Source organism: Vannielia sp. ABF1_015 (assembly GCF_056160745.1).
Genome location: NZ_JBSWXT010000001.1, coordinates 1,673,279 through 1,690,196 on the forward strand (window position 1 = coordinate 1,673,279; position 16,918 = coordinate 1,690,196).

Annotated in this window: 16 protein-coding genes; 12 read left to right on the forward strand and 4 right to left on the reverse strand. The window is 65.0% G+C overall.

Annotated elements, in window-relative coordinates; all coding sequences use genetic code 11:
• Positions 1-151 precede the first annotated feature (151 nt).
• A complete protein-coding gene (locus tag ACXAG6_RS08400) occupies positions 152-1,030 on the reverse strand; it encodes a MurR/RpiR family transcriptional regulator (protein ID WP_254695439.1) in 879 nt (292 codons plus the stop codon).
• 94 nt (positions 1,031-1,124) lie between these two features.
• Here ACXAG6_RS08400 and ACXAG6_RS08405 point away from each other — a divergent pair, with 94 nt between their 5' ends.
• The 8 genes from ACXAG6_RS08405 (at position 1,125) to ACXAG6_RS08440 (ending at position 9,525) form a co-directional block, all read left to right on the forward strand.
• A complete protein-coding gene (locus tag ACXAG6_RS08405) occupies positions 1,125-1,883 on the forward strand; it encodes an N-formylglutamate amidohydrolase (protein ID WP_475336966.1) in 759 nt (252 codons plus the stop codon).
• Complete coding sequence (locus ACXAG6_RS08410) at positions 1,880-2,425, forward strand: TRAP transporter small permease subunit (RefSeq protein ID WP_140013474.1); 546 nt, start codon at positions 1,880-1,882, stop codon at positions 2,423-2,425. Before ACXAG6_RS08405 ends, ACXAG6_RS08410 begins: the two co-directional genes overlap by 4 nt.
• The gene (locus ACXAG6_RS08415) at positions 2,415-3,743 is read left to right on the forward strand and encodes a TRAP transporter large permease (protein WP_475336968.1); all 1,329 of its coding nucleotides are present in this window, start codon (positions 2,415-2,417) and stop codon (positions 3,741-3,743) included. Before ACXAG6_RS08410 ends, ACXAG6_RS08415 begins: the two co-directional genes overlap by 11 nt.
• 5 nt (positions 3,744-3,748) lie before the next feature.
• On the forward strand, positions 3,749-4,402 hold the full coding sequence (locus ACXAG6_RS08420; protein ID WP_475336969.1) for a hypothetical protein: 654 nt from the start codon (positions 3,749-3,751) through the stop codon (positions 4,400-4,402).
• A 91-nt stretch (positions 4,403-4,493) separates the two neighbouring features.
• Positions 4,494-5,531 carry a TRAP transporter substrate-binding protein gene (locus ACXAG6_RS08425; protein WP_475336970.1) on the forward strand — a complete coding sequence of 346 codons (1,038 nt, stop codon included), beginning with the start codon at positions 4,494-4,496 and terminating at the stop codon, positions 5,529-5,531.
• Positions 5,532-5,598: 67 nt separating this feature from the next.
• Complete coding sequence (locus ACXAG6_RS08430; protein ID WP_475336971.1) at positions 5,599-6,963, forward strand: glutamine synthetase family protein; 1,365 nt, start codon at positions 5,599-5,601, stop codon at positions 6,961-6,963.
• A gap of 37 nt (positions 6,964-7,000) precedes the next feature.
• Entirely contained in the window at positions 7,001-8,383 is a 1,383-nt protein-coding gene (locus ACXAG6_RS08435; RefSeq protein ID WP_475336973.1) for an aldehyde dehydrogenase family protein, read from the forward strand.
• Positions 8,380-9,525: an iron-containing alcohol dehydrogenase gene (locus ACXAG6_RS08440; RefSeq protein WP_475336974.1), complete on the forward strand. Its 1,146-nt coding sequence runs from the start codon at positions 8,380-8,382 to the stop codon at positions 9,523-9,525. The genes ACXAG6_RS08435 and ACXAG6_RS08440 overlap by 4 nt, the downstream gene beginning before the upstream one ends.
• Positions 9,526-9,546: 21 nt before the next feature.
• Here the strand turns inward: ACXAG6_RS08440 and ACXAG6_RS08445 are convergent, their stop codons facing one another.
• A complete protein-coding gene (locus tag ACXAG6_RS08445) occupies positions 9,547-10,416 on the reverse strand; it encodes an S-methyl-5'-thioadenosine phosphorylase (protein ID WP_475336975.1) in 870 nt (289 codons plus the stop codon).
• A 155-nt stretch (positions 10,417-10,571) separates the two neighbouring features.
• On the opposite strand from ACXAG6_RS08445, the gene ACXAG6_RS08450 reads away from it, so the two are divergent.
• The 3 genes from ACXAG6_RS08450 to kynU all read left to right on the forward strand — a co-directional run bounded on the left by ACXAG6_RS08450 (position 10,572) and on the right by kynU (position 14,366).
• Complete coding sequence (locus ACXAG6_RS08450; protein WP_475336977.1) at positions 10,572-11,408, forward strand: fatty acid desaturase; 837 nt, start codon at positions 10,572-10,574, stop codon at positions 11,406-11,408.
• A gap of 111 nt (positions 11,409-11,519) precedes the next feature.
• Positions 11,520-13,109, forward strand: coding sequence for a SulP family inorganic anion transporter (locus ACXAG6_RS08455; RefSeq protein ID WP_475337941.1), 1,590 nt, complete (start codon positions 11,520-11,522; stop codon positions 13,107-13,109).
• A 36-nt stretch (positions 13,110-13,145) separates the two neighbouring features.
• Positions 13,146-14,366, forward strand: a complete 1,221-nt coding sequence (gene kynU / locus ACXAG6_RS08460) for a kynureninase (RefSeq protein WP_475336978.1) — start codon at positions 13,146-13,148, stop codon at positions 14,364-14,366.
• Between the two features lie 398 nt (positions 14,367-14,764).
• Here the strand turns inward: kynU and ACXAG6_RS08465 are convergent, their stop codons facing one another.
• The gene (locus ACXAG6_RS08465; protein WP_475336979.1) at positions 14,765-15,733 is read right to left on the reverse strand and encodes a hypothetical protein; all 969 of its coding nucleotides are present in this window, start codon (positions 15,731-15,733) and stop codon (positions 14,765-14,767) included.
• A 12-nt stretch (positions 15,734-15,745) separates the two neighbouring features.
• Positions 15,746-16,330: a flavin reductase family protein gene (locus tag ACXAG6_RS08470; protein ID WP_475336981.1), complete on the reverse strand. Its 585-nt coding sequence runs from the start codon at positions 16,328-16,330 to the stop codon at positions 15,746-15,748.
• Positions 16,331-16,404: 74 nt separating this feature from the next.
• On the opposite strand from ACXAG6_RS08470, the gene ACXAG6_RS08475 reads away from it, so the two are divergent.
• Positions 16,405-16,887: a GNAT family N-acetyltransferase gene (locus ACXAG6_RS08475; RefSeq protein ID WP_475336982.1), complete on the forward strand. Its 483-nt coding sequence runs from the start codon at positions 16,405-16,407 to the stop codon at positions 16,885-16,887.
• Positions 16,888-16,918 lie beyond the last annotated feature (31 nt).

Genomic DNA, 16,918 nt, shown 5'->3' on the forward strand with positions numbered 1-16,918 from the left:
GGCAAAGGGCGAGGCGCAAGGTCAGAGGGCGACAGGCGGGGGCTGGTTTGCGACCGCGGGCAGGGTCGGCTCATCAAGGCCCTCGGCGCTTTCTTCGCCTTGGCCGGGCGCTGCTGCGAAGACGTCTCGAAGGGCGGATGAGCGGCCCGCGTCAGCCCCGGAAGATCTTGCTGGCGCCGATCATGCCTTCGAGGGTCGAAATCCGCTCGGCGGAAGAGCGGGCGGCGCGGGTTTGCACCTCTGCCACCAGCGCTTCGATGAGCAGGTTGATGGCGAGGGTGGAATCCCATGCGGAGGGCACCTCGACCATCGCGCGAAAAACATGGGCCGCGTGACGCTCGATTGGCGAGCCCCATGCGTCGGTGAAGAGCACCACTTCGGCGCCCGCTTCCACCGCCAAGCCGGCCAGCTTTTCCAGCTCGCGCTCGTAGCGGCGGATATCGAAGACCACCAGCACCGCCTCGGGGCCCATATCGAGCAGGGCCTGCGGCCAGACGGAGGGCGAACTGTCGAGCAGGGTCACGCCTGGGCGGATGATTTGCAGGTGGTTGAAGAAATAATGCGCGTTGGAGCGGGTGATCCGCCCGCCGAGCAGGTGCAGGCGGCGGGCCGGGTCGGAGAGCAGGGCGGCGACGGCATCGAAGGTGGCAAGGTCGAGCCGGTCGAGGGTGCGGTTGATGTTGGCGGCCACGGCCTCGGTGAAGCGGGCGATGATGTGATCGCCCGGGCGGGGGCCGACTTCGAGCTTGGCCAGCGGGCGCTTCATCCGGGCGGCGATTTCTTCGCGGATGGCGTCTTGCAGGTCTGGGAAGCCATCGAACCCGAGTTTGCGGGCGAGGCGAATGATGGTGGGGGTGGACACCTCCGCCGCCTCGGCCAGCCGGGTGATCGACTGAAGCCCCGCGACGAGGGAATCATCGAGCAGCACCGCAGAGAGCTTGCGCTCAGCGGCGGTCAGCTCTGCCTGTTTTTCCTTCAGCAGGTCACGGATCAGCGGCTTCGGGTGCAGGGGTTGTTCCTTTCGGTACATCTGGGGGGCGAATGTAGGGAATGCTACAGGAAAAATCTTGACATGCTACAAATTCCTGTAGTGATGATTACGAAATCTGACACGGGGGACGACAGTGGCCGAAGAGTGGGAGCCGGTAGAGGTGACACGCGCCGAGGGGCGCGGGCCGGTGGTGCTGGTGTGCGAACATGCCAGCCGCGATTTTCCGCAGCCCTGGGGCGACCTTGGCCTGAGCCCGGAGGCCGCCGCAAGCCATGCGGCTTGGGATATTGGCGCGCTGGATGTGTCTCGGGCGCTGGCCGCGCTGCTCGACTCGCCCTTGGTTTCGGCCTGTGCGTCGAGGTTGGTGTACGATCTGAACCGCCCGCTGGAAGCCGATGATGCTATTCCGGTGCAGAGCGAAATCTATGACATTCCGGGCAATTCCGGCCTCAGCCCGCAGGAGCGGGCGTTGCGGCATCGGGCGTTGCATGATCCGTTTCATGACCGGCTGGCCGAGGTGCTGGACAGCCGGCAGAGGGATGCTTTGGTGACGATCCACAGCTTCACCCCGGTGTATCGCGGCAATCGGCGCGAGGTGGAGCTGGGCTTCCTCTATCACGAGGATTCTCGCATGGCCGAGGCGGCGCTGGAGGTGGAGCAGGCCAAGGGCAGCTATCGCGCGGCCCTGAACGAGCCCTATGCCGCCTCTGATGGCGTGACCTACACGCTGCGCAAGCATGGCGAGGCGCGGGGGCTGCCCTCGCTGATGATCGAAATCCGCAATGATCTGATCGACACCGAGGCCCGCGCCCGCGACATGGCGGTGCATCTGATGCCCGCGCTTGCCGCCGCGATTGCCGCCGTGGCGGAAGATCGGCAGGCGGCGGAATGAGGGCATTGCGCGGCTTCGTTGCGGTGGTGGACCGCTTCAACTACGGGCTTGGCCGGATCATGATGTGGGGCATCTTCGCGCTGATGGGCGTGTTGCTCTGGTCCACATGGACCAAGTTTGCCGGGGCCCCCTCGCTCTGGACGCTGGAGATGGCCCAGTTTGTGATGGTGGGCTACTACATCCTCGGCGGGCCCTACGCGATGCAGATGGGCTCCAACGTTCGGATGGACCTGTTTTACGGCGATTTCAGCCCGCGCCGGAAGGCGGCGTTTGATGCTGTTACCGTGCTGTTTTTGCTGACCTATCTCGGCATCCTGATGTGGGGCGGGGTGGAGAGCACGATGTATGCCTTCCAATATGGCGGCGAGCGCAGTTCGTCGGTCTGGCGGCCCTATATCTGGCCGATCAAGGTGGTGATGTGCATCGGGATCGGGCTGATGATCCTGCAATCGCTCTCGGAACTGGCGAAAGACATCCTTTTCCTGCGCACGGGCGAGCCCAAGCGCCATGACAGCCAGCAGGAGCCCGGCGATGCCCTATGAGTTGATCGCCATCCTGATGTTTTCGACCATGATGGTCATGCTCTTCACCGGGCAGCGGGTGTTTGGGGCCATCGGCTTTGTGGCCGTGGTCGCCGCCGTGCTGCTTTGGGGTGACAGGGGCGGCTATGACCTTGGCTTTGCCGCCGCAATCAAGCTGATGCGCTGGTATCCGCTGCTGACGCTGCCGATGTTTATCTTCATGGGCTACGTGATGAGCGAGTCCAAGATTGCCGATGACCTCTACAAGATGTTCCACGTCTGGTTCGGCGGCATCTCGGGCGGCTTGGCGATTGGCACCATCGGGCTGATGGTACTGATTTCGGCGATGAACGGTCTCAGCGTGGCGGGCATGGCGATTGGCGCCACCATCGCCCTGCCGGAGCTGCTGAAACGGAACTACGACAAGATCATGGTGACGGGGGTCATTCAGGCCGGGTCGTCGCTTGGAATATTGGTGCCGCCCTCGGTGGTGCTGGTGCTTTACTCGATGATCGCGCGGCAACCGGTGGGCCAGCTCTGGCTGGCGGGCGTGGTGCCGGGGCTGATGATGGCGGCGCTGTTCATTATCTACATCTACATTCGCTGCAAGGCGAACCCGGCGCTGGGCCCGGTGCTGCCGAAGGAAGAGCGCGACGCGGTGCCGATGGCCGAAAAGCTGCGGCTGCTGACGGCGGGGATTTTGCCGGTGGTGATCTTCGCGGTGATGATGGTGCCTTTTGTCACCGGCTACACATCGCTGGTGGAAAGCTCGGCGATTGGTGCGCTGGCGGCCCTGCTGGCGGCGGTGCTGAAGCGGCGGATGAGCTGGCCGGTGTTTGAAACCTGCCTGCGCCAGACGCTGGGCATCACCTGCATGTTTATGTGGATCATCCTTGCGGCGCTTGCTTTTGGCGCGGTGTTCGACGGGCTGGGCGCGGTGAAGGCGATTGAGAGCCTCTTCACCGAGCAGCTGGGGCTGAACCCCTGGGTGATCCTGATCCTGATGCAGCTGAGCTTTCTCGTGATGGGCACTTTTCTTGATGACACGGCGATGCTGGTGATCGTTGCGCCGCTTTACGTGCCGCTGGTGGGCGAACTCGGCTTCAACCTCATCTGGTACGGCGTGCTCTACACCATCACCTGCCAGATCGCCTATATGACTCCGCCTTTCGGTTATAACCTGTTCCTGATGCGGGCGATGGCGCCGCCGGAGATCGGGTTGAAAGACATCTACCGCTCCATCGTGCCCTTCGTCGGCGTGATGGCCGTGGCGCTGGCGCTGGTGATGGCCTTTCCGGAGATCGCGCTGTGGCTGCCGGAGCTGGTCTATGAGAGGTGAGTCTGGTGCGGTTTTTCCTGTTGGTGTCGGTCCTGCTGCTGGGCGGGTGCGAAAATCTGCCCTCCTGGACCTGGGTGCAGAAGACGGAGGTGTTTCTGGAAACGCCGGAGGGCCCGGTTTCGGCGAGCGCGGTGGCGCGGCTGACCCGGAAGCACTGTCCGCGCTGGAACTGCTTCGCCATCACCCACGAGACGCGTCACGTCTCGAGAGGCGAGGGCGTCTTCTTCGATCTGGGGCCGCGTGGATACCTGGTGATGCCGCGTCCGTATACCTTCCTGCGCTCGACGGCCCGGCCCTTTCATGTGGGCAGCGAGGCCTACTGGGAGGAGATCGAGGCGGCGCTGGACCATCTGCGACCGCCGAAGATGAAGGCCAACGCCTGGTTCCACCTCAAGCTGGACTACCGCTCCAGCCACCTCTTTGCCCCGCGCGAGGTGCGCATGGAGAACATGCCGGCCTTCGCCTGGTACCCGCCGGGCAGCGACTTTACCGGGCATCCGGAATACGTGGACCCCGAGGATCTGCATACCGTCCTGGGCGAGGGGGTGCGGCTGCTGCGGGTCGAGGTGTCGATCGTGGACGAGCCGATCACCTGCAACAAGATGCCGAGGGCGGCGCGCCAGAACAAGAAGCTGCACAACTGCGGCTGGTGGCGATGAATATCGAGAGGGCGGAGCCGCGTGGCTGGCAGCCCAACCCGAAACCCGGAACCCGGCGGAGATCGGGCCTGATGCAACAAGGAGAGAGACAATGACGACGAGAAGAACCTTCCTCAAGGGGGCCGCCATTGCCGCCCCCGCCGCGCTGGCTACCCCGGCCATCGTGAAGGCGCAGACCGCGATCAAGTGGCGCTGGCAGACCTATGCGGGTGCTGCGCTGGGTGAGCATGTGACCAAGCCGATGGTCGATTACATCAACAACGCGGCCAATGGCGAGCTGGAGATCGAGCTGTTCTACGCCGACCAGATCGTGCCCACGGGCGAACTGTTTCAGGCGCTTCAGCGCGGCACCATCGACGCCGTGCACTCGGATGATGACTCGATGGCATCGCCCACGCCGCTACGCCAGTTTGGCGGCTACTTCCCCTTTGCGACCAAGCACATCCTCGACGTGCCGGTGCTGTTCAACCAGTACGGCCTCAAGGAGATCTGGGAAGAGGAATACGCCAAGGTTGGTGTGAAGTGGCTTGGGGCTGCCGGGCAGGATCCGTGCAACTTCAACACCAAGAAAGAGATCAAATCGGTTGCCGATCTTGACGGGCTGAAGCTTTACACCTTCCCAACCGCCGGGCGGTTCCTGTCGCAGTTCGGCGTGGTGCCGATGAACATTCCTTACGAGGATGCGGAAGTTGCGGTGCAGACCGGCGAGCTGGACGGCATGGCATGGTCGGGGATCACGGAAGATTACACCGTGGGCTGGGCCAATGTGACCGACTACTTCCTGACCAACAACATCTCGGGTGCGTGGATCGGCTCCTACTTCGTGAACCAAGAGCGCTGGGCCGAGCTGCCCGAGCACCTTAAGACCCTCGTGATGGCGGGCGTCGAAGCGGGCCACACCTACCGCAACCAGTGGTACTGGGGCGGCGAGGCCAAGCTGCGTGCCACCGGCGACAAGCTGGAGCTGCGCACCGTGCCGGCCGAGGAATGGGCGGAGGTGGAAAATGCCGCCAAGGCATTCTGGGAAGAGATTGCCGAGGAAGGCGAGATCCAGCAGAAGATCGTTGGCATCTTCAAGGAATACAACTCCGTCATCAATCAGGCTGGCCCGCCCTACACCAACGGCTGATCTGGTTTGAAGAGAGCAACAGGGTGGCCCCGTCGCGGGCCGCCCTGACCCGTGAAAGGATAGAAAAATGCCCGGCAACCTGACCCTTGAGACCCTGAAAGAAATGGCCGCGACCGGCGAGATCGACACCGTGCTAGTGGCGCTGGTCGACATGCAGGGGCGGCTGATGGGCAAGCGCTTCCATGTGAGCAACTTTCTCGACCACTCGGTCGAAGAGACTCATTGCTGCAACTACCTGCTCGCCACCGACCTCGTGATGAGCACGCCCGATGGCTACAAGGCCACCAGCTGGGAGGCGGGCTATGGCGACTACGTGATGCGCCCCGACCTGGCCACCCTGCGCCATGTGCCGTGGCTCGAAGGCACGGCGATGGTGATCTGCGATATTCTCGACCATCACCACCACGCCCCGGTGCCGCATTACCCCCGCGCCATGCTGGCCGCGCAGGCGGCAAAGCTGGCCGAGATGGGCTTTTCGGCGGCGATGGCAACGGAGCTGGAGTTCTTCCTCTTCGAGAAGGATTACCGGACCAACCAGAAGGAGGGGTATCGCGCACTGGTGCCCTTCAACGGGCACAACGAAGATTACAACCTCTTCCAGACCACCAAGGAAGAGAGCATCATGCGACCCCTGCGCAACCACCTCGTGGGCGCGGGCGTGCCGGTGGAGAACACGAAGGGCGAGGCGGAGCTGGGCCAGCAGGAGCTGAACATCCGCTACGCGGGCGCGATGGATTGCGCTGACAACCACACGATTGCGAAACATGCGACCAAGGAGATTGCCTGGGCCAACGGCGTTTCGGCCACCTTCCTGCCGAAGTGGAAGGCCGGAATGGTCGGCTCTGCGAGCCACGTGCACATGTCGCTTTGGAAGGACGGTGAGGCCTCGTTTTATGATGCGGATGCGCCCCACGGGCTCAGCGAGCTTGGCCGCCAGTTCAGCGCCGGGCTGCTGAAATACGCGCCTGATATCATGGTTTTCCTCGCGCCCTACGTGAACAGCTACAAACGCTTCGCGCCGGGCACCTTTGCGCCGACCAAGACCGTCTGGTCGGTCGATAACCGCACCGCCGGTTTCCGCCTGTGCGGCGAGGGCACCAAGGGGGTGCGGATGGAATGCCGGATCGGGGGCAGCGACATGAACCCCTACCTCGCGCAGGCCGCCCTGCTGGCTGCCGGGATCGCGGGGATCGAAGAGAAGCTGGAGCTGGCCGACCCGGTGAACGGCGATGTCTATGCCGATGATGGCGCGCAGGAGGTGCCCCGCACGCTGCGCGAGGCGATGGAAACCCTGAAGGGCTCGGCCATGCTGCGTGCTGCCTTTGGGGATGACGTGGTGGACCACTACTACCGCGCCGCCGAGTGGGAACAGGAAGAGTTTGACCGGGCGGTGACGGATTGGGAAATCGAACGCGGGTTCGAGCGGGCCTAAGACGGGCCTGAGCGGGCCGAACAACAAGGAATATACCATGAGCGATGTGTTGAAATGCATCTCCCCGATCGACGGATCGGTGTTTGCCGAACGCCCTGTGCTTACGCTGGAGGCGGCCCGGGAGGCCGTGGCCAAGGCGCGGGCGGCGCAGGCGGATTGGGCCGCGCGGCCGCTGGCGGAGCGGGTGAAGCTGGTGATGGCCGGTGTCGCCGCCGTGGGCGAAATGAACGACGAGATCGTGCCCGAACTGGCCCATATGATGGGCCGCCCGGTGCGCTATGGCGGCGAGTTTGGCGGCTTTAACGAGCGGGCCAGCTACATGGCCGAGATCGCCGAGACATCGCTGGCGGATATCGAGGTGGGCGAAGATGAGACCTTCAAGCGCTACATCCGCCGGGTGCCTTGGGGCGTCGTCTACGTGGTTGCGCCGTGGAACTACCCCTATATGACGGCGATCAACACGGTCGCCCCGGCGCTAATTGCGGGCAACACCGTGGTGCTGAAGCATGCCACCCAAACGCTGCTGGTGGGCGAGCGCATGGCAAAGGCCTTCCACGCGGCGGGGGTGCCTGAGGATGTGTTTCAGAACTTTTTCCTGAGCCACGATGTGAGCGATGCGCTGATCCGTGAACGGGCGTTCAATTTCATCAACTTCACCGGCTCCGTAGGCGGTGGCAAGGCGATGGAGCAGGCGGCGGCGGGCACCTTTACCCCGGTGTCCACCGAGCTTGGCGGCAAAGACCCGGGCTATGTGATGGAAGACGCCGATGTGGATGCGGCCATCGACACGCTGATGGATGGCGCGATGTTCAATGCCGGGCAATGCTGCTGCGGGATCGAGCGGATCTATGTGCACGAGAGCCTTTATGACGTCTTCGTCGAGAAGGCGGTGGCTTGGGTCAAGGCGCTGAAGCTGGGCAACCCGATGGACGAGGCGACAACGCTGGGGCCGATGGCAAACGTGCGTTTTGCCGAAGTCGTGCGTGCGCAGATTGCCGATGCGGTGGCGGCGGGCGCGGTGGCGCATATCGAGACGCTGCCGGAGGATGACGGCGGGGCCTATCTGACGCCGCAGGTGCTGACCAACGTGAGCCATGACATGGAGGTCATGCGGGAAGAGAGCTTTGGCCCGGTTGTGGGCATCATGAAGGTGAGCGGCGATGAAGAGGCCGTGCGCCTGATGAATGACAGCCGCTACGGCCTGACCGCCTCTGTCTGGACCGCCGATGTGCAGCGCGCCGCCCGCATCGGGGACGCGCTCGAAACCGGCACCGTCTTCATGAACCGCGCCGACTATCTCGACCCGGGCCTCTGCTGGACCGGCTGCAAGGATACCGGCAAGGGCGGCGGGCTCTCGGTGATCGGCTACCACAACCTCACCCGCCCCAAATCCTACCACCTCAAGAAGGTCACGAAATGAGCCTCACAGGAAACTGGTCCTACCCCACCGCCATCCACTTCGGCGCGGGCCGCATTGCCGAACTGCCCGAGGCCTGCATTGCCGCCGGTATCAGCAGGCCGCTGCTGGTGACGGACAAGGGCCTGAAGTCGATGGAAATTACCACGCAGGCGCTGGATATTCTTGATGCTGCCGGGCTGGGGCGTGGCCTCTTTGCCGAGGTGGACCCGAACCCGAATGAGCTGAACCTTGAGGCGGGGCTGAAGGTGTATCGCGAGGGCGAGCATGATGGCGTTATCGCCTTTGGCGGTGGCTCCGGGCTGGACCTTGGCAAGATGGTTGCCTTCATGGCCGGGCAGAGCCGCCCGGTGTGGGACTTCGAGGATATTGGCGATTGGTGGACGCGGGCGGATGCCGATGCGATTGCGCCGATCATCGCGGTGCCGACCACGGCTGGGACCGGGAGCGAGGTGGGGCGTGCCAGCGTCATCACCAACTCCGAGACCCATGTGAAGAAGATCATCTTCCATCCCAAGGTGCTGCCGAGCGTGGTGATCTGCGACCCGGAACTGACGGTGGGGATGCCAAAGCACATCACCGCGGGTACCGGCCTTGATGCCTTTGCCCATTGCGTCGAAGCGTTCAGCAGCCCGCATTATCACCCGATGAGCCAGGGCATTGCGCTGGAGGGGATGCGGCTGGTGATCGAAAACCTGCCGCGCGCCTATGCCGATGGCACAGATATCGAAGCGCGCGCCAACATGATGAGCGCGGCGGCGATGGGGGCGACGGCCTTCCAGAAGGGGCTGGGGGCCATTCATGCGCTGAGCCACCCGATTGGCGCGGTGTACAGCACGCATCATGGCACCACCAATGCCGTGTGCATGCCTGCGGTGCTGGACCTCAACGCGCTGGAGATCACCGCGCGGTTTGACGCGGCGGCGGGCTATCTTGGAATTGAGGGTGGCTACGCTGGCTTCCGCATCTTCGTGCAGGAGTTCAACGACTCGCTTGGGATTCCACGCAAGCTCTCGGAGATGGGCGTGGGCCGTGACCGGATCGCGGAACTGACGGCGATGGCGCTGGAAGATCCGTCTTGCGGCGGCAACCCGGTGACGCTGACAGAGGCCAATGTGACGGCGCTGTTTGAAGCGGTGATCTGAGCAGACGCTTTGCGGAGGGGGTTACAACACCCGCTCCGCAATCGTTTTGAGCTTGGCAACGAGGGCCGGGTCGCGCGCTTGGGGTGCGGTCATGATAGCATGCTCCAGCGCGGTGTCGCATCCGTGGGGGCAGGGCGCGTGCTCTGGCCCGAGGCGGGCGGGAAGGCCCGCGACGGTGGATTTGGCGCGGGATGAATTGCCGTGCAGCGTGGCGAGGATGGCGGTGATGTCGACTGAGCCATGATCGGGGTGCCAACTGTCGTAATCGGTGATCATGGCGAGGGAGGCATAGCAAAGCTCCGCCTCGCGGGCGAGTTTTGCCTCGGGCATGTTGGTCATCCCGATCACATCGGCGCCCCAGCTTTCGCGATACATCTTTGACTCTGCGAGAGAGGAAAACTGCGGGCCTTCCATCGCGATGTAGGTGCCTGCCGAGTGAACCTTGGCCCCGGCGGCGCGGGCGGCCTCGGCCACCTCGGCCCCGAGGGTGGGGCAGGTGGGGTGGGCCATGCTCACGTGGGCGACGCATCCGGTGGTGAAGTAGCTCTTTTCACGGGCGATTGTGCGGTCGATGAACTGATCAACAAGCACAAAGTCGCCCGGTGCCATCTCTTCGCGGAAGGAGCCGCAGGCGGAGATGGAAACCACATCGGTGACGCCGAGCGATTTTAGCGCGGCGATATTGGCGCGGTAGGGCACGGTGGAGGGTGAGTGTACATGCCCGCGCCCGTGGCGGGGCAGGAATGCGAGGGGCACGCCGCCGAGGGTGCCGGTGAAGATGGCATCGGAGGGCGCGCCCCATGGCGTTTCGACGGTGAGCCAGCGAGCGTCTTCCAGCCCGTCGATGTCATAGAGGCCGGAGCCGCCGATAATTCCGATCATCCGTTTCATGCCATGCTCTCCTTGCCGCGTTGTGCCGAGTGGCCCCCTCTGCGGGCCAAGCTGCAACCCCCCGGGTTAGGGATAGCTTGACCTGCCGCGCGGTTTGGCTGACCCATAGGCAACGCTGACTGTTTTCAGGGCGTTGGGCTGGGGAGAAAGAGCGAATGATCGAGCGAGCCCCACCGGGGGTGGAGTGGCAAGATCTGGCCCGGGTGCGGCGCTGGCAATTTGCGGTGGAGATCGCCCTGCCGGTGCCGTGGCTGGCGCTGTCGCTCTGGCTTTATTCCGGGGCCTTCTGGCCGCTCGGCCTTGCGGCGAGCTTTGTCTTCTTTCTCTGCTGCCTGCGGCTGAACCATGAGGGGATTCACGGCAACCTCGGTTTGGCACGGCGGTGGGACCACGTGATCATGCATGGGCTGAGCGCGTTGATGCTTGGCTCGAACCACGCCGATGCCTTTTGCCACCTGAAGCACCATGCCGACACGCTGGGCGCGGAGGATCACGAGGGGCATTGCACCTCGATGAGCTTTTGGCAGGTGCTCGCATACGGCCCGCGCTTCCCGGTTGATCTGAACCGGGCCAGCTGGCGCGAGGGGGGTGGGCGCTGGCGGCGGCGGTTGCTGGTGGATTGGGGCTGCGTGGCGGGATTTGCCACGGCGGCGCTGCTCTTTGGCCCGCCCGCGCTGAAGCTGCACCTCGTCGCGATGGTGCTCGGGCAGTGCCTGACGGCGTTCTTTGCCGTCTGGATCACCCATCAGGGCACGGAGGGCAGCGGGTTGGCCGGGCGCAGCCAGCGCGGGGTGCTCGCGCGGCTGGCCTACCTGATGTTCTATCACCGCGAGCATCACCTGTTTCCGCGCGTTCCGGTCAGCCGCTTGCCGGAACTTGCGGCCCGGCTCGACGCCGGGGTTGCGGGCTATGCCGAGGCTCGCATGCCTGTTGTGGGGCGAAATAGCCGCAACACCCGCCCAGAGCGGCTTCTCAGGGGGTTTTGCCGCTAGCGCAAACATGCTAGCCGCAGCGCAGCGAACAGCCAATCAGCCGGATGATATACCATGAGTGAGACGCCACGCGCGGGCAAGAGCCCGTTTTTCGCCTTTGCAAAGGGGCTGATGGGAGACTTCCGGCAGGGCGACGAGCCGATGGCGGGGCGCGTGAAAACCGAAGTGCTCTCGGGGCTTACGGTGGCGCTGGCGCTGGTGCCCGAAGCGGTGGCCTTTGCCTTCGTTGCGCAGGTGCACCCGCTGGTGGGCCTCTACGCGGCCTTCATCGTGGGGCTGATCACGGCGGTCTTCGGCGGGCGGCCCGGCATGATTTCGGGCGCGACTGGCGCTCTGGCGGTGGTGATGGTGGCGCTGGTGGTGGAACACGGGGTGGAATACCTCTTTGCCACAGTGATCCTGATGGGGCTGATGCAGATTGCCGCCGGGATCTTCAACCTCGGGCGGTTCATCCGGCTGGTGCCCCATGCGGTGATGCTGGGCTTCGTGAACGGGCTGGCGATTGTGATTTTCCTCGCGCAGATGAGCCAGTTCAAGGTGCCCGGGGGCGAGGGCGAATGGCTTGGCGGCTGGTCGCTGGCGCTGATGCTGGGGCTTGTGGCGCTGACGATGGTGATCATCTGGGGCCTGCCAAAACTGACCAACGTGGTGCCCGCGCCGCTGGCCGGGATCGGGATTGTCGCCATCGTGGTGATCGTCTTCAACATTCCGGTGCCGCGGGTCGGCGATATGGCCTCGATCGCGGGCACGCTGCCGCCCTTCCACATTCCCTTCGGTGAGGGGGAGGGGCTTTATGGCTCGCCGCTGGCACCGCTGAACCTTGAAACGCTTTATATCATCTTCCCCTACGCGCTGATCCTCGCGGCCATCGGCCTGATCGAAAGCCTGCTGACGCTGAACCTCGTCAACCAGATGACCGACCAGCGCGGCGGTGCCTCGAAAGAATGCCTCGCGCAGGGTGCGGCCAACACTGTCACTGGCTTCTTTGGCGGCATGGGCGGCTGCGCGATGATCGGGCAGAGCATGATCAACGTTAAATCCGGCGGGCGGACCCGGCTGGCGGGCATTGCCGCCGCGCTCTTTCTGCTGAGCTTCATCCTCTTTGCCTCACCGCTGATCGAGCAGATCCCGCTGGCGGCGCTGGTGGGCGTGATGTTCATGGTGGTGATCGGCACCTTCGCCTGGAACACCTTCCGCATCATGCGAGTGAGCACCAAGTTCGCCAGTTTCGTGACCATCCTCGTGACGGTGGTGACGGTGTTGGAAGACCTTGCGATTGCCGTGGTGGTGGGTGTGATCGTTTCGGCGCTGCACTACGCTTGGCAGAACGCCAAGCGGATCACCGCCAAGAGCTACACCACGCCGGAGGGGGCGAAGGTGTATCAGGTGATCGGGCCGCTGTTCTTTGGCTCGGCGGATGGCTTCATGGAGCTTTTCACGCCGAAGAGCGACCCAAGCGTTGTGATCGTCGATTTTGCCGAGAGTCGGGTGGCCGACCAGACGGCGCTTTCGGCCATCGAAGGCATGGCCAAGAAGTACATCGACGAGGGCAAGGAGTTGCACCTGCGCCACCTGTCGCGCGATTGCCGCAAGCTGCTGAGCCAGACCGGGCTGATCGTGGAAAAGAGCGAGGACGACCCGGAGTATCAGGTCGCGGCCAACTATCCGGTGCAGACGGGGCTGTTTGGCGACGCGCATTAGGTTGGCGGGTCCGGCGGGGCCGTGCGAGGCTTTGGCATGGACATGATTGCTGAGGCCCGCGCGCTTGATGCCGCCGACCCGCTCGCCGATCGGCGCGGGCGCTACCTGATTCCCGAGGGGGTTATCTACCTTGATGGAAACTCGCTTGGCCCCGCCAGCCACGCGGCGCTGGCCGCGCTGGATGTAGCCGCGCGCGAGGAATGGGCCGAGGGGCTGATCCGGTCGTGGAACGCGGCGGGGTGGTTTGAGCTGCCAATGGTGCTGGGCGGGCGGATCGGGCGGCTGATCGGGGCGGGCGAGGGCTGCGTGGTGGCCTGCGATACGATCTCGGTGAACCTCTACAAGGTGCTGCACGCCTGCCTCGCCCTGCGCCCCGACAGGCGGGTGATCCTTGCCGAGGCAACGAGCTTTCCGACCGACCTCTACATTGCCGGGGGCGTCTGTGCGGCTGCCGGGGCGCGGCTGGTACTGGCCGAGGGGCCGGTGGAGGCGGCGCTGGGGCCCGAAGTGGCCGCCATGCTGGTGAACCATGTGGACTACCGCAGTGGCGCGCTGCGCGACATGGCGGCGCTGACGGCGGCGGCCCATGCGGCAGGTGCGCTGGCGGTTTGGGATTTATCCCATTCGGCAGGGGCGCTGGAGGTGGGGCTGGACGCGGCGGGCGCCGATTTTGCCGTGGGCTGCACCTACAAGTACCTCAACGGCGGGCCGGGTGCGCCGGCCTTCGTCTACGCCGCCGCGCGCCATCATGGGGGCATCCGCCAGCCGGTGACAGGCTGGTGGGGCCATGCGCGGCCCTTTGCTTTCGAGACGGGCTTTGAGGCGGCAAAGGGGATGAGGGCCTTCCTTGCAGGGACGCAGCCGGTGCTGTCGTTCCGGGCGCTGGCGGGCGCTTTGGAGGATTGGGACGGCGTCGAGATGGGGGCAGTGCGTGCAAAGAGCATGAGGATGACGCAGGCCTTCATCGACTGGGTCGAGGCCGCCTGCCCGGGGCTGAAGCTTGCCTCGCCGCGCGCGGCGGAGGCACGGGGCAGCCAGGTGTCGTTTTGCCATGCGAATGGCTACGAGATCATGCAGGCGCTGATCGCGCGGGGGGTGATCGGAGATTTCCGCGCGCCGGACGTGCTGCGCTTTGGCTTCTCACCGCTCTACCTGAGCTTTGAGGAGGTGGCGCGGGCGGTGCAGGCCTTGGCCGAGGTGCTGGAAGGCGGCGAATGGCGCGAGGCGCGGTTTGCCGAGCGGGGCGCGGTGACGTGACCGGTGCAGTGCGGGGCTGCCCCCGGTGATACTTGCAGCAAAACAATGAACAGCGGCGGTAACCCGATATTAAGGTTAACGCGCCATGATAGCGTTACGGTACAGGCTGGGAAGCCGATGACCGTGCAAGGAAATGCCCCGCCGTCGCTGGTTCTGAACCGTCCCGGCGGCGGGGTTCGCAAGAGGCCGTTCGAAGGCGCGCGTGAGAATCAAGATTTAGCGGTCCCTGCCTTGGCGCGGTGGCTGGGCGCGGTCGATTTGAGCCAAGGTGTTGCCGCCTGCCGGGCCGGGGTGACGAGGCGCGAAGAATGAACCGACCTGTGCATTTTCTTGCTTCAAATATTCCCCGCCGGAGGCCCTGAATCTTTTCTGGCGCTCCGGCGCGGCAGGTGCGCCGGTCAGCTCTCGGTCGTGACCTCGATCACCGCGCCGTCCGGCGCCGTGCGCACAACGAATACGGTGTGGTCCGCCTCGGCGGGCAGGGCACGAAAATCCCATGTAGCATGGGGGTTGCCGGGGTCGCTGCGCGGGCAGAGCATCACCCGGTCGAGGCGCAGGGCGCGGGTGAAGCGGATGTGCGGGATGTCGCCCGCCTCGCGGGCCTCGGGGAAAGCCTTGAAGAAGGGCCCGGCAAGTTCCGCCGTTTCGGGGTGCGACCAGTCGGCCGCCCAGTCGTGTCGCAGCGGGGCGAGGGCCTCGCAGAACTGTGGCAGCCGTTTGCGGGCGCCCTTGAGCAGCGGCACGAAGGGGTCAAGCTCGGCGGGCTCGAACTTCGGCGTTTCGGCAATCGGCAGGTAGAGCGACGCCGGCACGCGGCGCCAGCCGATCCGCTGGGGGCGCAGGTCGATCAGCGTGTCGCGCGGGATTGGGCCAAAGTGCCAGTGGTGGAGCGGCGGCAGGGAGGGCAGCAGCCGCAGGGCGCGGAGCCCCTCGGCCTCAAGTGGGATGTCACGGTTGCTGAAGAGGCTGCGGGCCGAGCCATCGGGTGCGACCAGAAAGGGATAGCGCGGCTCCTCGGACACCAGCACGATGCAGGGCTCGCCCTTGGCGGAATAGTGAAACTCCACCTCTGAAAAACTCAGATCCGCGGGCCAGCCGAGCCGGGACATCTCGGCATGGGCGGCGGGCAGGGCGGTGTCGAGCAGCGCGATGAAGGCGCGGGCCTCGGTGGCGAGGCGCCGGACCATGGCGCGGGAGGCCTCGGGGTTGGCGGCATCGGGAGTGCGGAGCATCTGGCTGATGGCGAGGCCGACCCTTCGGCTGCCCACGGTGATTGCGGGCAGTCGGGCGTGATGGGCCGCACCATCGAACCGTTCGAGCACGGCCGGGCCAAGCACCGTTTCGATGGTTTCTTCGCTGTGCTCCACCCTGGCTGTCCCTCAGTCGTCAGGGCGGGTCAGCTCGAAGACGTTTTCCACCACCGCGTAATCGCGGTAGCCCAGCCGGGAGAGCGGCTGGAAGGTGGTTACGTCAAAGCGGCCGTCTTTCAGGCAGGTGTCGCGGATATGCACAGCGGTCACTTCGCCGATGACCATGTGATTGTCTTTCCCCTCCAGTTGGATGAGCTTGGTCACCCGGCATTCGAGGTTGGCGGGGGCGTTCGCCACGCGGGGGCAGACGATGGTTTCGCATTCGGCCTTCTCGACACCGGCCGCCTCGAACTCGTCGACGGTGGGCAGGTGGGCCTTTGAGGTGGCGTTCATCACGTCACGGGCCGCTTGTTCGACGATGTTCACGCAGAACACCCCGGTTTCTCGGATGTTCATCAGCGAGTCCTTGGTGCCGGTGGAGCAGAACATCACCTGGGGTGGCACATAAGCCACCGCGTTGAAGAAGGAATAGGGGGCGAGGTTGTCATGCCCCTCGGCGCCGCGCGAGCTGATCCAGCCGATCGGGCGGGGCGAGACGATGGCGTTGAAGGGGTTGTGGGGCAGGCCGTGGCCGTCTTCTGGAGTGTAGAACATGCGCTCTCCTTGGGGCGTTTGCGGGAAGGTAGCCCGCATGCTAGGGGGCTGCCAGTGCGGAAGAGGCGGCAGGCGTGATCGGATACGGGCTGAGCGAGGAGAGGTCGGAGGACCGTTGGGAGGTGGAGGCGCTATACGACAGCTGCTTTGCGCCCGGGCGCGAGGCGCTGTCGTCTTACCGGCTGCGGGATGGCGTGGCGCCGGTGGTCGGGCTGTGCCTCGTTGCGCGCGATTCCCTTGGCATCGTGGCGGGGGCCATCCGCTACTGGCCCGTGCGGGTGGGCGGAGCGGCGGCGCTGCTCTTGGGGCCGATCGCTGTGCACGCAACCCGGCAGGGCGAGGGGCTGGGCGCTTGGCTGATGACCGAAAGCCTTGAGCGCGCCCGCGCGGCAGGCTGGGCGCGGGTGATGCTGGTGGGCGATGCGCCCTATTACGCGCGCTTTGGCTTTGCCAAGCTGAACGGCGTACAGATGCCGCCGCCGACCAACCCGGAGCGGGTGCTGGGCGTCGGAGAATGGGCGGGCGTTACGGGCATGGTTGAGAAGTGGGGCGCGTGATGCGCCTATCCCGCGCCAAAGGCACCGGCCT